The 13614-nt window shown below is 73.1% G+C and carries 9 protein-coding genes; 4 read left to right on the top strand and 5 right to left on the bottom strand.

The window, feature by feature from the left end; all coding sequences use genetic code 11:
- Positions 1 to 8: 8 nt before the first annotated feature.
- Positions 9 to 2405 (bottom strand): malto-oligosyltrehalose synthase, encoded by a 2397-nt coding sequence (gene treY, locus ACFY3N_RS10645; RefSeq protein ID WP_390816249.1) that lies wholly within the window; start codon positions 2403 to 2405, stop codon positions 9 to 11.
- 128 nt (positions 2406 to 2533) lie between these two features.
- Positions 2534 to 4672: a glycogen debranching protein GlgX gene (gene glgX, locus ACFY3N_RS10650; protein ID WP_390816250.1), complete on the bottom strand. Its 2139-nt coding sequence runs from the start codon at positions 4670 to 4672 to the stop codon at positions 2534 to 2536.
- A gap of 270 nt (positions 4673 to 4942) precedes the next feature.
- On the opposite strand from glgX, the gene ACFY3N_RS10655 reads away from it, so the two are divergent.
- Entirely contained in the window at positions 4943 to 6214 is a 1272-nt protein-coding gene (locus ACFY3N_RS10655) for an SAV2148 family HEPN domain-containing protein (protein ID WP_390816464.1), read from the top strand.
- A gap of 107 nt (positions 6215 to 6321) precedes the next feature.
- Positions 6322 to 7044 carry a 3'-5' exonuclease gene (locus tag ACFY3N_RS10660; protein WP_390816251.1) on the top strand — a complete coding sequence of 241 codons (723 nt, stop codon included), beginning with the start codon at positions 6322 to 6324 and terminating at the stop codon, positions 7042 to 7044.
- 19 nt (positions 7045 to 7063) lie between these two features.
- Here the strand turns inward: ACFY3N_RS10660 and ACFY3N_RS10665 are convergent, their stop codons facing one another.
- A complete protein-coding gene (locus tag ACFY3N_RS10665) occupies positions 7064 to 7927 on the bottom strand; it encodes a phosphotransferase (protein ID WP_390816252.1) in 864 nt (287 codons plus the stop codon).
- A 523-nt stretch (positions 7928 to 8450) separates the two neighbouring features.
- Here ACFY3N_RS10665 and mgt point away from each other — a divergent pair.
- Positions 8451 to 9650 carry a macrolide-inactivating glycosyltransferase gene (mgt, locus tag ACFY3N_RS10670; protein ID WP_390816253.1) on the top strand — a complete coding sequence of 400 codons (1200 nt, stop codon included), beginning with the start codon at positions 8451 to 8453 and terminating at the stop codon, positions 9648 to 9650.
- A 179-nt stretch (positions 9651 to 9829) separates the two neighbouring features.
- On the opposite strand, the gene ACFY3N_RS10675 is transcribed toward mgt, so the two are convergent.
- Positions 9830 to 12079 (bottom strand): MMPL family transporter, encoded by a 2250-nt coding sequence (locus ACFY3N_RS10675; RefSeq protein WP_390816254.1) that lies wholly within the window; start codon positions 12077 to 12079, stop codon positions 9830 to 9832.
- Positions 12080 to 12325: 246 nt separating this feature from the next.
- On the opposite strand from ACFY3N_RS10675, the gene ACFY3N_RS10680 reads away from it, so the two are divergent.
- Positions 12326 to 12874: a DUF1697 domain-containing protein gene (locus tag ACFY3N_RS10680; RefSeq protein WP_390816255.1), complete on the top strand. Its 549-nt coding sequence runs from the start codon at positions 12326 to 12328 to the stop codon at positions 12872 to 12874.
- 2 nt (positions 12875 to 12876) lie between these two features.
- Here the strand turns inward: ACFY3N_RS10680 and ACFY3N_RS10685 are convergent, their stop codons facing one another.
- Positions 12877 to 13614: a sirohydrochlorin chelatase gene (locus tag ACFY3N_RS10685; RefSeq protein WP_390816256.1), complete on the bottom strand. Its 738-nt coding sequence runs from the start codon at positions 13612 to 13614 to the stop codon at positions 12877 to 12879.

A 13614-nucleotide genomic window follows, 5' to 3' on the forward strand; every position in this document is an offset into this window, starting at 1 on the left:
TCGATGCGTCATGAAGACGATACGGCAAGCCCGCCGTGCGGCACTTCGGGCGCGGGCCGGTCCGGGAGCCGTTCCAGCAGTGCCACGGGTGACCGCCCGAGCAGCTCGTCCAGGCGTACGTGCCCGGTGAACTCCCGTCCGGCCTCCAGCACCCCGACCCACCGTCCCCGGGGCAGCGGCAGCCGTGTGTCACGCCAGCCGCCCTCCTCCTCCAGGCGCAGCGACAGGCGGGTCACGACGGTGAGCACCTCGCCGGAGCGCACGAACGCGAGGCAGTGCGCGGCCGCGGGGCCCTCGGCCGGCAGCGGGTCGTACGACGCCCTGGCACCGAAGACGTCCGGCCGCCGCGCCCGCAGCCGCAGTGCCGCCCGCGTCACCGCCTCCTTGCCGCTCCCGTCGTCCGTGAACCGCACGGTCCGCCGGTTGTCCGGGTCGACCAGCGCCCGGTACTCGTGCTCCGTGCCCTGGTAGAGGTCGGGCACCCCCGGCATCGTCAGCTGGACCAGCGCCGTGCCCAGCACGTTCGCCCGGATGTGCGCCCCCAGCGAGGCGCGCAGCGCCGTCACCCGCCCGCCCGGCGCCCCGCACGGCCCCGCCGCCACGAACCGCGCCACCGCCTCCTCGTACGACGGCTGCTGCTCCGTCCAGCTCGTGTGCAGCCCCGCCTCCCGCACGTGCTTCAGCAGCGCCCCCTGAACCCGCTCCTCCTCCGCCGGGCCGAGCCCGAACACCGTCTGCCAGGCCGCCCACGCCAGCTGCGCGTCCGGCACGCCCTCGCCCGCGCGGGTGACCTCCGCCACGACGTCCGCCCAGCGCTCCGGGCACTCGGTGAGCACCTGGAGCGCCGCCCGCACATCGGCACTGCGCTTGGTGTCGTGGGTCGAGACGACCGTCCCGGTCGACGGCCAGTCGCGCTGCACGCGCGCGCAGTACGCGTGGAACCGCTCCGGGGACACCGCCGGGTCACCGGGGTTCCCGCCCACCTCCGTCGCCGACAGCAGCGGCACGTAGCGGTAGAACGCCGTGTCCTCCACGGACTTGGCCCGCAGCGCCGACGCGGTCTGCGCGAACCGCGTACGGAACTCCACGTACTCCGCCCCGTCCCCGTACCGCCCGAGCACCAGGTCCCGCACGACGTCCACCGCCCCGGCCTCCTCGGGGACGGCGAAGGCGAGCCGGGCCTCGGCGGCGGCCTCCTCGGTGACCACACCGGCCGCGTCCACGGAGGCGTAGGGGCGGTACACCTCCAGCCGTACCAGCAGCTCCCGCAGGGCGGTGCGCAGCGCCCAGGGCGCGCGGTCGCGCAGCCCGGTCTCCGGAGCGGTCGCGCACAGCCGGCTCGCCACCCGGGTCAGCCGGTCCACCTCGGTGGCCAGCTCGTGCGTGAGCACCTCGTACGCGGCCCGCCGCACCGTGGCGTCCCAGTCGCCGCCCCGGTCCGTCCGCGGGGCCGCGAACCGCCGGTACCGGCCGAGCAGCTCCCCGGACCCCGCCGGGTCCGTGAACAGCCCGTCCACGTGCCGCAGGGCGTCGTAGCCGGTGGTGCCGGCGACCGGCCAGGAGGCGGGCAGCCGCTCCCCGTCGGCGAGGATCTTCTCCACCACCGTCCACCGTCCGCCCGTGGCCTCGTGCAGCCGCCGCAGATAGGCGCCGGGGTCGGCGAGCCCGTCGGGGTGGTCGACGCGCAGCCCGTCGATCACGCCCTCCCGGAGCAGCTGAAGGATCTTGGCGTGCGTGGCCTCGAACACCTCCGGATCCTCCACCCGCACCCCGATCAGCTCGGAGATGCTGAAGAAGCGCCGGTAGTTCAGCTCGGTCCGCGCCAGGCGCCACCACACGGGGCGGTACCACTGCGCGTCCAGCAGCTGCGGCAGCGGCAGCCCGGCCGTCCCCTCGCGCAGCGGGAACACGTGGTCGTGGTAGCGCAGCACGTCGCCGTCCGTCCTCAGGTGCCCGGCCTCCTGGCCGAGCGGCCCCCCGAGCACCGGCAGCAGCACCTGGCCGCCCTGCGCCTCCCAGTCGATGTCGAACCACCGCGCGCGGCGCGACGCGGGGCCGTCGCGCAGCACCTCCCACAGGGCCCGGTTGTGCCGCGGGGACATCGCCATGTGGTTGGGGACGATGTCCAGGACCAGGCCGAGACCGTGCTCCCGCGCGGTGCGCGCCAGCTCCCGCAGGCCCTCCTCGCCGCCCAGTTCCTCGCGCACGCGTGTGTGGTCCACCACGTCGTAGCCGTGCTGCGAGCCGGGCACGGCCTCCAGCACGGGCGACAGATGCAGGTGGGACACGCCGAGCGAGGCCACGTACGGCACGGCGTCCGCCGCCGCGCCGAACGGGAAGCCGGGCTGCAGCTGCAGCCGGTAGGTGGCCGTGGGCACCGCCGGGTCAGGTCGCTCAGAGGTCATGGGAACCTACGTACCCGCGTGGCCGCCTTTCGTGTCATCGCTCCTCCCGGTGAACCACCCGCCGCCCGGACGGGTGGTTCCGTGCTGTGCCGGATGCGCCGGGTGTGCCCGGCGCGCCGGACGTGTCGCTACGCCGGCCGCTGCAGCACCGTCATGCTCCGGTCGGCCAGCGTCAGCCGGGTGCCGGCCGTCACCTTCGGACCGGTGCCCGGCGGTACGCCGTCCGCGCGGGCGGTGTCGACGACCACCCGCCACTGCGGGCCGTGGTCGACCGGCACGACGAAGTCCAGCGGCTTGGGGGAGGCGTTGAACATCAGCAGGAACGAGTCGTCGGTGATGCGCTCCCCGCGCTGCCCGGGCTCGGAGATCGCGTTGCCGTTGAGGAACACCGTCAGCGCCGACGCCCGCGCGGAGTCCCAGTCCCGCTGGGTCATCTCCGCGCCCTCGGGGGTGAACCAGGCGATGTCGGAGAGGTCGTCGTGGGTGCCCTCCACCGGCCGGCCGTGGAAGAAGCGGCGCCGCCGGAACACCGGATGGTCCTTGCGCAGCCACACCATCGCGCGGGTGAACTCCAGCAGCCGCCGGCGCGGGTCCTCCCCGCCCTCCTCCTCCCCGCCGGGCACGGGCCAGTCCAGCCAGGCCAGCTCGTTGTCCTGGCAGTAGGCGTTGTTGTTGCCGCGCTGGGTGCGGGCCACCTCGTCGCCGTGGCTGATCATCGGCACGCCCTGGGAGAGCATCAGCGTGGCGATGAAGTTCCGCATCTGCCGGGCCCGCAGCCGCAGCACCTCCGGGTCGTCGGTGCCGCCCTCGGCACCGCAGTTCCAGGACCGGTTGTGGCTCTCGCCGTCCCGGTTGTCCTCGCCGTTGGCCTCGTTGTGCTTGTCGTTGTACGACACGAGATCGTGCAGCGTGAAGCCGTCGTGGCAGGTCACGAAGTTGATCGAGGCCAGCGGGCGCCGTCCGTCGTCCTGGTACAGGTCGGAGGAGCCGGTCAGCCGGGAGGCGAACTCCGCGAGCGCGCGCGGCTCGCCCCGCCACAGGTCCCGCACGGTGTCGCGGTACTTGCCGTTCCACTCGGTCCACAGCGGCGGGAAGTTGCCCACCTGGTAGCCGCCCTCCCCGACGTCCCAGGGCTCGGCGATCAGCTTCACCTGGGAGACGACCGGGTCCTGCTGCACCAGGTCGAAGAACGACGACAGCCGGTCCACCTCGTGGAACTGCCGGGCGAGGGTCGCCGCCAGGTCGAAGCGGAACCCGTCGACGTGCATCTCGGTGACCCAGTACCGCAGCGAGTCCATGATCATCTGCAGTACGTGCGGGGACCGCATGAGGAGGGAGTTCCCGGTGCCCGTCGTGTCCATGTAGTACTGGGGGTCGTCGGTCAGCCGGTAGTACGAGGGGTTGTCGAGGCCCTTGAAGGACAGGGTCGGACCCAGGTGGTTGCCCTCGGCGGTGTGGTTGTAGACCACGTCGAGGATCACCTCGATCCCCGCCTCGTGCAGCGCCTTCACCGCCGACTTGAACTCCAGCACCTGCTGGCCCCGGTCGCCCCAGGACGCGTAGGCGTTGTGCGGGGCGAAGAACCCGATGGTGTTGTAGCCCCAGTAGTTGTTCAGGCCCATGTCCACCAGGCGGTGGTCGTTGACGAACTGGTGCACCGGCATCAGCTCCAGCGCCGTCACCCCCAGCTCGGTCAGGTGCTCGATCACCGCCGGGTGCGCGAGGCCCGCGTAGGTGCCGCGCAGCTCCTCCGGCAGCCCCGGATGGCGCATGGTGAGGCCCTTGACGTGCGCCTCGTAGATCACCGTGTGGTGGTACTCCGTACGGGGGCTCCGGTCGTCGCCCCAGTCGAAGTACGGATTGACCACGACCGACGTCATCGTGTGGGGCGCCGAGTCGAGGTCGTTGCGCCGGCCGGGGTCGTCGAAGTGGTAGCCGTACACCTCCTCGCCCCACTCGATCGAGCCACTGATCGCACGCGCGTACGGGTCGAGCAGCAGCTTCGCGGAATTGCAGCGAAGCCCCCGCTCGGGGGCGTACGGCCCGTGCGCGCGGAAGCCGTACCGCTGCCCGGGCATCACCCCGGGCAGGTACGCGTGCCGCACGAACCCGTCGCTCTCGCGCAGCTCGACCGCGGTCTCGGAGCCGTCGTCGTGCAGCAGACACAGCTCTACTCGGTCCGCGGCTTCCGTGAAGACCGCGAAATTCGTTCCGGCGCCGTCGTACGTGGCACCGAGCGGATACGCCTCGCCAGGCCAGACCTGCATGGACACGACTCTTTCAGGTGTACGGCGCCGGTGGGGCGCCTTGGCTCCGAGTGTTTCCGTGTCTCCCCGAAAGGACGGGAATCACCTTCTACCCAGGCCTCCGGCTCCGATGACCCGCGTCCGCCGCCGATCCCGCTATGAATCCGCTCACTCCCGGGGGTCCTCGGGGCGGAACGGTCCGGTGAATGCGGGAAGTTGGGAAACGACCCTGTCCATCGGGCTGCACCGTGCACCGCTGGCGGAGTACTCTCCTTGATCGTCGGGACGGGAGTGCTCGGGGGAGCGGAAGGCGGTACGCGGGTGGGCGCGGGAGGGCTGGAACTGCCCCCGGGTGACGACGGTCACGAGGGGAGCAGTTCCACGGACGTCCCGCCCGGTGCGGTGTCCCTGGCACGGCCGATGGACGCGGGCTCGATCGGGCCGGAGCTGGACTGGGGCGCCGACGCCTGGCGCGAGGTGCGCACCCGCGCCCAGCGGGCCGGGCGCGCCTACATCTGGCTGAACCTCGTCGAGCAGCGGCTGCGCGCGGTCGTGGCCGCCGTCCTGCGCCCCATCTACGAGCCCGTGCACGGCGACGACTGGGTGGTCGCCGCCGCCGGGCCCGCCGGGCAGGAGTGGGTGCAGCGCGCGGTCGCGGTGCGCGAGGTCAGCCGCCGCAAGGGCTATCTGCTCGACCCGGCCGACGACAACGTGCTGTCCTTCCTCACGCTGCCGCAGCTGCGCGAGCTGATGGTGGCGCACTGGCCCTGCTTCGAGCCGTACTTCGACGACCGCCGGGACGTCGAACTCGCCCTGGACGAGCTGGAGGTCACCCGGAACGTCGTCTCCCGCAACCGCGCGCTGTCCGAGGCGGTCCTCAGCCAGGCCGAGCGGGCCTCAGCGCGACTCCTTGAGATGCTCGGCGCCGGCGGCGACGTGCCGTCCGCGCGCCGGCTGCCCGTCGACGCGGTCGAGGACCTGGTCGGCGACCGGTACGCCGACGTGGTCGCCGTCCACCCGGACCGGGTGCGGCTGCTGCGCCAGTTCCCGGCCGAGGACATCTTCGGCGCGGCCCGCCGGCTCGACGCCCTCGGCATCGGCCTCAACCTGCTGGTGCAGAACTTCTCCGGGCGCCGGCTGGTGCGGCTGGCGGAGTCCGGCTGCCGGGTGCGGCTGCTGTTCCTGAACCCGGCCTCCAGCGCGGTCAAGCGCCGCGAGCGCGAGCTCGGCCTCAAGCGCGGCGAGCTCGGCCGCAGCGTCGAGATGAACATCCTCCACATGCGCCGCGTCCGCTCCCGGCTGCGCGACCCCGGCGCCTTCGAGATCCAGGTCTACGACGAGACGCCCCGCTGCACCGCCTACCTCGTGGACGGGGACGGGTCGGACGGCGTCGCGGTCGTGCAGAACCACCTGCGCCGGACCCGGGGCATGGAGGCGCCGGTACTGGTCCTGCGCAACGCGGCCAACGTGGTCAAGCCGGGCGAGGTCGAGGAGGGCGGGCTGTTCCCCACCTATCGCGAGGAGTTCGAGCTGATGTGGGCGGATTCGCGGCCGGTGTCCTGAACGCCCCGGGGAGAGGCCGGTAAGCGGAACGCGATCCTCTGATTGTCAGTGGTGCGTGCGAAGGTGGGAACCACTGGGGGAACGCACCACACAGAAGGGGGCAGTCCATGGGCTGGCACCGGAAGCCGCTGATCGGCTTCGACCTGGAGACGACGGGGACCGACCCGCGCGAGGCACGGATCGTCACGGGAGCCGTGATCGAGGTCAGGGCGGGGGAGCCGACGGACCGCCGGGAGTGGCTGGCCGACCCGGGCGTGCCCATCCCGCAGGACGCCGTGGCGGTGCACGGCATCAGCAACGAGCGGGCGACCGCCGAGGGCAGTCCCGCCGCCCAGGTCGCCGACGCCATCGCCGGCACCCTCACCGCCCACTGGAAGAGGGGCGTCCCGGTGGTCGCCTACAACGCCGCCTTCGACCTGAGCCTGCTCTCCGCCGAACTGCGGCGGTACGGACTGCCGTCCCTGCGCGACCGTCTGGGCGGCGTCGATCCCGCACCGGTCATCGATCCGTACACCATCGACCGTTCCGTCGACCGCTACCGGCGCGGCAAGCGCAACCTCGAAGCGGTCTGCGCGGAGTACGGCGTCGTCCTCGACGCGGCGCACGACGCGACCGCCGACGCCCTCGCCGCGGCCCGGCTGGCCTGTGCGATAGCCGTCCGCCACCCCGAGGTCGCGGCCCTCGATCCGGCGGAACTGCACCACCGGCAGATCGAGTGGTACGCGCGGTGGGCGGCGGACTTCCAGGACTTCCTGCGCCGCAAGGGCGACGCCACCGCGGTGATCGACGGCACCTGGCCGCTGCGGGAGCCGGTGGGCGGGCGCGTCTGACGCGTCCGGCGGTCCGGGGTCAGAAGGGGTACCAGCGCACGGTCTCGTCGCCGTCCCGCAGCGACGCCACCCGGCGTTCGAACTCGGCCAGCGCCCTGGGATTGCCCGGCGCGTGCTGGGCGACCCAGGCGCAGCTGGCGGTCTCCCGCGCGCCGCGCAGCACCGAGCAGCCCTCCCAGGCGCGCACGTCCCAGCCGTAGGCGGCGGTGAAGGACGCGTACGCCTCGTCCGGCAGCCCGTAGCGGTCGTGGGAGAGGGCCATGACCACCAGGTCGTGCTCGCGCAGATCGGCCGAGAAGGTCTCCAGGTCGACCAGGACCGGCCCGTCCGGCCCGATGTGCACGTTGCGGGGCAGCGCGTCCCCGTGGACGGTGCCCGGCGGCAGACGGGGCGTCAGCGCCGCCGCGGCCGAGGCGAAACCGTCACGCCGCTCGCGCAGGTACGCCGCGTCCGCGGGGTCGACGGCGTCGCCCGCCAGCCGCAGCCAGCGTTCCACACCGTCCAGCAGCTCGCGGGGCGGCAGCGCGAACGGGGGAGCGGGGAGCGCGTGGACCAGCCGCAGCAGTTCGGCCAGATCCCGGGGGCCGGCGGGCCGCACGGGCTCCGGCAGCCGGTGCCACACGGTCACCGGATGCCCCTCGACCAGCAGCGCCTCCGGCTCGGCCGCCCGCACCGCCGGCACGCCCTCCTCCGCCAGCCACTCCGCGACGGCCAGCTCCCGGCGGGCCCGCTCCAGCAGCTCGGCGTCCCGGCCCACCTTGACGGCCAGGTCACCGGCGGCGAACACCGCGTTCTCACCGAGGGCGAGCAGCCGCGCGTCCGCCGCCGCGCCGGGCAGCACCCCCGCCGCCGCGAGTATCTCCCGCGCCCGTGCCTCGTCCATCCGTCCGCCTCCGTGTCCGTCCACGCCCGCTCACCGGCCCCGTCCGGCCGCCGGTGTCCGGCCATCCGTCGGCCAGTGTCGCATTCGCGCCGGTGGCGGCGGTGCGCGCGGTGCCTCGACGAGGCGGAACGCCTGCACGGCCATGACCGGGCCCGCCCGCGCCGCGCAGAAGGGATGACTCCCTGACATCGGTGACCGAGGCGAGGAGATCCGCGCCCCGCGCGCCCGGCCGCGGGCGTGCCCTTCCTCCGGGAACCGCGCGTGCTCGTCACCGACGCCCGGCACCGCGCTCGCCACGCCTCCGCGCCCGGCCCCCGCGCGGACCGCACGGGGCGATCCGGAGCGGAAGGGCGAGGTGGCCGCCCCGGCGCTCCGGGAGTACCGCAGCGGGGCGGCCGGTCCGGACGGGCTGTGCGAGCGGCTGGAGGAGGACGGTGATCCGGTCCCGGCCCGCTGCCGGCGCTGAGCGCGACCGCCCGATAACCCGTTGCACGAGACGTATCGTCTCGTCTATGGTCCGGTCATGACCAGTCCCGCTCACATCGCCATGTTCTCCATCGCCGCCCACGGCCACGTGAACCCGAGCCTCGAGGTGATCCGCGAGCTGGTGGCGCGCGGCCACCGGGTCACGTACGCGATCCCGCCGCTGTTCGCCGAGAAGGTCGCCGCCACGGGCGCCGAACCCAAGCCGTGGAACAGCACGCTGCCGGGCCCCGACGACGACCCGGAGGCCTGGGGCACCACCCTGCTGGACAACGTGGAGCCGTTCCTCGACGACGCCGTCCAGGCGCTTCCGCAGCTCATCGCGGCCTACGAGGGCGACACCCCCGACCTCGTCCTGCACGACATCACCTCCTACCCGGCCCGCGTGCTCGCCCACCGCTGGGGCGTGCCCGCCGTCTCCCTCTCGCCGAACCTCGTCGCCTGGGACGGGTACGAGGCGGAGGTCGCCGAACCGATGTGGGAGGAGCCGAAGAAGACCGAGCGGGGGCAGGCGTACTACGCCCGTTTCCGCTCCTGGCTCGAGGAGAACGGGATCACCCTGCACCCGGACGACTTCGCGGGCCGCCCGGACCGCTCGATCGTCCTGATCCCCAAGGCGCTGCAGCCCCACGCCGACCGGGTCGACGAGAGCGTGTACTCCTTCGTCGGTGCCTGCCAGGGCGACCGCGGCGCCGAGGGCGACTGGCAGCGGCCCGCCGGCGCCGAGAAGGTCGTCCTGGTGTCGCTCGGGTCGTCCTTCACCAAGCAGCCGGCCTTCTACCGGGAGTGCGTCAAGGCCTTCGGCGGCCTGCCCGGCTGGCACCTGGTGCTCCAGGTCGGCAGGCACGTCGGCCGCGCCGAGCTGGGGGAGGTGCCGGAGAACGTCGAGGTGCGGTCCTGGGTGCCGCAGCTCGCGATCCTCAGGCAGGCTGACCTGTTCGTCACCCATGCCGGGGCCGGCGGCAGCCAGGAGGGGCTGGCCACGGCCACGCCGATGATCGCCGTCCCGCAGGCCGTGGACCAGTTCGGCAACGCGGACATGCTCCAGGGGCTGGGGGTGGCTCGGCATGTTCCGGCCGGCGAGGCGAACGCGGAGGTACTGAGGGCGGCGGCCCTCGCCCTGGTGGACGACCCGGAGGTCGCGCGGCGGCTGAAGGACATCCAGGCCGACATGGCGGAGGAGGGCGGCACCCGAAGGGCGGCCGACCTCATCGAGGCGGAGCTGCCTACGAGGCGCTGACGTGGCTGCGGGCGGGGCGGGTCGCGCGGCCCGGCGCTTGCGGGGTGCCTCCCCCACTCTCGGCTCCGCTCGAGCGGGAGGTACCCCCACCGCCCACCCGTGCCGCCCTGCGGCACGATTGCCCGCAGTTGTGAGAAGGGCCCGGCGGAAACCCGCCGGGCCCTCGTCGCGCTACCGGATCACACCGGCACCCGCTCGCCCTCGTCGTCCCGTGCCGCCGGCGGCGCCACCGCCTCCGGCGACTCGTCGTGGGTCAGGTCGGGCATCCGGTCCAGCCACTTCGGCAGGTACCAGTTGCGCTCGCCGAGCAGCGTCATCACCGCGGGCAGCAGCACTCCCCGGATGATCGTCGCGTCGATGAGCACCGCCGCCGCGAGACCGACGCCCATCTGCTTCATGGACTGCATGGACAGCGTCCCGAAGATCCCGAACACGGCGACCATGATGATCGCGGCACTGGTGACCACACCGGCCGTGGTGACCACACCGTGCCGGACCGCGTCCCGCGTCGTGCGGCCCCGCAGCCGGGCCTCGCGGATCCGGGAGACCACGAACACGTGGTAGTCCGTCGACAGGCCGAACAGGATCACGAAGAGGAACAGCGGCAGCCAGGTGATGATCGCGCCGACGCCCTCCGCGCCCACCAGGGACGCGCCCCAGCCGTGCTGGAAGACCGCCACGAGGATGCCGTACGCGGCGCCCACCGACAGCAGGTTCAGCACGATCGAGGTGATCGCGACCGTCAGCGAGCGGAACGACAGCAGCATCACCAGGAAGGCGAAGACCACCACGAAGGCGAAGACCGGGACGACGGAGCCGACCAGCTGGTCGTTGAAGTCCTTCGAACCGGCCACCTGCCCGGTGATCGGCGCCTCGACGCCGTCGACCTCGCCGAGCGTGGCGGGCCGTACCTCGTCGCGCAGCTTGTCCAGGCTCTCGCCCGCCTTGTCCTGGTCGGAGCCTCCCACCAGCGGGACGTGGACGAACGCGACGTTCCGCTGGTCGTGCAGCTTGATCTCGACCGGACCGCGCGAGGCCCCCGAACTGATCGCCCGCTCACGGAACGCGGCGAGCGCGGACCGCACCTCGGGCGCGTTGATGTCGTCCGCCTCGACGACCACCTCGGCCGGCTCCGAGCCGCCCGGGAAGGCGTCGTTGACCCGGTTGTACGTCTGCACGATCGGCAGCGAGTCGCCGAACTCCTGGTCCAGCGTGAGGTTCTGCGTCTTCATCCCGACCGCCGGAGCGGCCACCGCCAGCAGCGCACCGGTCGCCACCACGACCGACAGCACCGGCCTGGCGAGCACCCGCTCCAGTACGGCCGACCAGAACCGGCTGTCACCGCTGCCGCCGGTGCGCCGCCGGCGCAGGAACGGCACGCGGCCCTTCTCGACCCGCTCGCCCAGCAGCGAGAGGAGCGCGGGCAGGACGGTGACGGAACCGACCATGGCGACCGCCACGACCATCAGCGAGGCCAGACCCATCGCCTCGAACTCGGCGAGCCCGGTGAACAGCATGCCCGCCATGGCCACACAGACCGTGACACCGGAGACCACGATCGCGCGGCCGCTGGTGGCGGCGGCGATCCGCAGCGCGGTCCGCGCGTCCCGTCCGGCCGCCCGCTCCTCACGTTCGCGGCGCAGGTAGAACAGGCAGTAGTCGACGCCGACGGCCAGGCCCACCAGCAGCATCACCGAGTTCGCGGTCTCGCTCATCGGCTGCAGATGGCTGACCAGGCCCATCAGGCCCATCGTCGCCATGATCGCGGTGATCGCCAGCGCCACCGGCAGCAGCGCCGCCACCAGCGCGCCGAACGCGATCAGCAGGATGCCGAGGGCCACCGGCACCGCGGAGTACTCGGCCTTCTTGAAGTCGTCGCCGAACGCGTCGTCGAACGTCTTCATCATGCTGGCGCCGCCGATCTCCTCGATCCGCAGCGACTCGTGGTCCTTCTGCACCTCCTCCACGGCCTTCAGCACCGGCTCGATCCGCTCACCGGCGGTGTCCGGGTCGCCGCGCACGTCGAACCGGACCAGCGCGCTGCGCCCGTCCTTCGAGAGGGTGCCGCTCTCGTACGGCGAGGTGACGTCCGTGACCTCGCCGGTCCGCTCCACCGCCGTGACGACCGCGGTGACCGCCGACCTGAACGCGGCGTCCGTGGCCTTCGGACCGCCGTCCCGGGCCTGGATCAGCACGGTCTCACCGACCGGCTCCTCGATGCCGGCGTCCTCGATGATGCGGGCGGCGGTGCTGGTCTCCCCCTTGAGCTGATCGCTGTCGCCGACGTCGACCCGGCCCGCGGCCGAACCGAGTCCCATCGCCAGCACGACGAACAGCACCCAGATGCCGACGGCCGCCCAGCGGTGCCGGGCGCTCCAGCCGCCGGCCCGTGCGGCGAGGCCCCGCACCCGTGATTCTCCGTTCCCCATGACGGGCTCGCTCCCTCGTGTTCGGCAGCGACCCCCTGCCGCCACCTGACACTTTCGAAGGTAGGGGCCGGATAAGACCGTCTCGTCGTGCTGTCCGGTGAAGCTCGGGAACCCCGGGTCATCCCATCGGCGCCCGCCTCCTCCCCACTGGGGAGGACAGCGGCCCCCTACACCTGTCCGGGGACGCCGGGGCCGGTGATCAGGGTTCCGGTGCGGGGGGTACGACGGCCGTCCTAGGGTGTGCGCATGGCAACGAGATACGCGGCGCTGCTGCGCGGCATCAACGTGGGCGGCGGCAGGAAGGTGCCGATGGCCGAACTGCGCACCCTCGTGGAGGGGCTCGGTCACGACGGGGTGCGCACCCATCTGCAGAGCGGCCAGGCCGTGTTCACCGCCGCGCACGGCGACGAGGAGTCACTGGCCGCCGGGCTGTCGGCGGCGATCGAGCGGCACTTCGGCTTCCCCGTGGACGTGATCGTGCGCGACCACGCCTATCTGAAGGGGATCGTCGAGGCCTGCCCGTACCCGGCCGACGAACTGGAGCCCAGGCAGCTCCACGTCACGTACTTCTCCGCGCCCGTCACCCCCGAGCGCTTCGCCGGGATCGACCCGGAGGCGTACCGGCCCGAGGAGTTCCGGCTGGGCGACCGCGCACTCTACCTGTACGCCCCGGACGGCCTGGGCCGCTCCAGACTCGCCGAGCACCTGGCCAGGCCCCGCATCACCAAGGGCGTCGTCGCCACCAGCCGCAACTGGAACACCGTGGTGAGGCTCGTCGAACTCACCGGGGAGTGAGGTCAGGCGCCGACCGCCGCGAGCAGCGGCACCCGCGCCTCGTCGTACCGCTCCAGCAGCACCCGCGCCACCTCCGGCGCCGGGCCCAGCACGTCCGCGAGGACGTCCGCTCCGGCCGCGCCCCGGGCGATCCGGTCCGGGAGGAAGCCGGGGGCCAGGACGTACGGCGCGACGGCGACGCGCGCGCAGCCGAGGGCGCGCAGTTCGCTTACCGCCTGCTCGGTGCGGGGCAGGGATGCGGAGGCGAACGCAGGCCGCACGGCGCACCAACCGGTGTGCCGCCACTCCCGCGCGATTGCTGCGATCACCGCGATCGCCTCCGGGTCGGAGGACCCCGCCGAGGCCAGGACGACCCCGGTCGAGGACTTGTCGGCGGGCGTCAGGCCCGCCTCGTACAGCCGGCGTTCCAGCGCCGACAGCAGCAGCGGGGACGGGCCCAGCACCTCGGCCTGGCGGATCCGCAGCCGGGGCGGTGCCTGGGCCAGCACCGCGGGGATGTCCGCCTTGGCGTGGAAGGCGCGGGTCAGCAGCAGCGGGAGGGCGACCACGTCGCGGACGCCCTCCGCGTCCAGGGACTCCAGCACCCCTTTGACGGAGGGGACGTTGAAGTCCAGGAACCCGGTCTCCACCCGCAGCCCCGGCCGCAGCGACCGCACCCGCCGCACCAGGTCGTGCACGGTGGCGGCGTGCCGCGGGTCGCGGCTGCCGTGGGCGACGACGAGAAGTACCGGACGGCGCAT

The organism is Streptomyces sp. NPDC000348 (assembly GCF_042898795.1).
Taxonomy (GTDB): domain Bacteria; phylum Actinomycetota; class Actinomycetes; order Streptomycetales; family Streptomycetaceae; genus Streptomyces.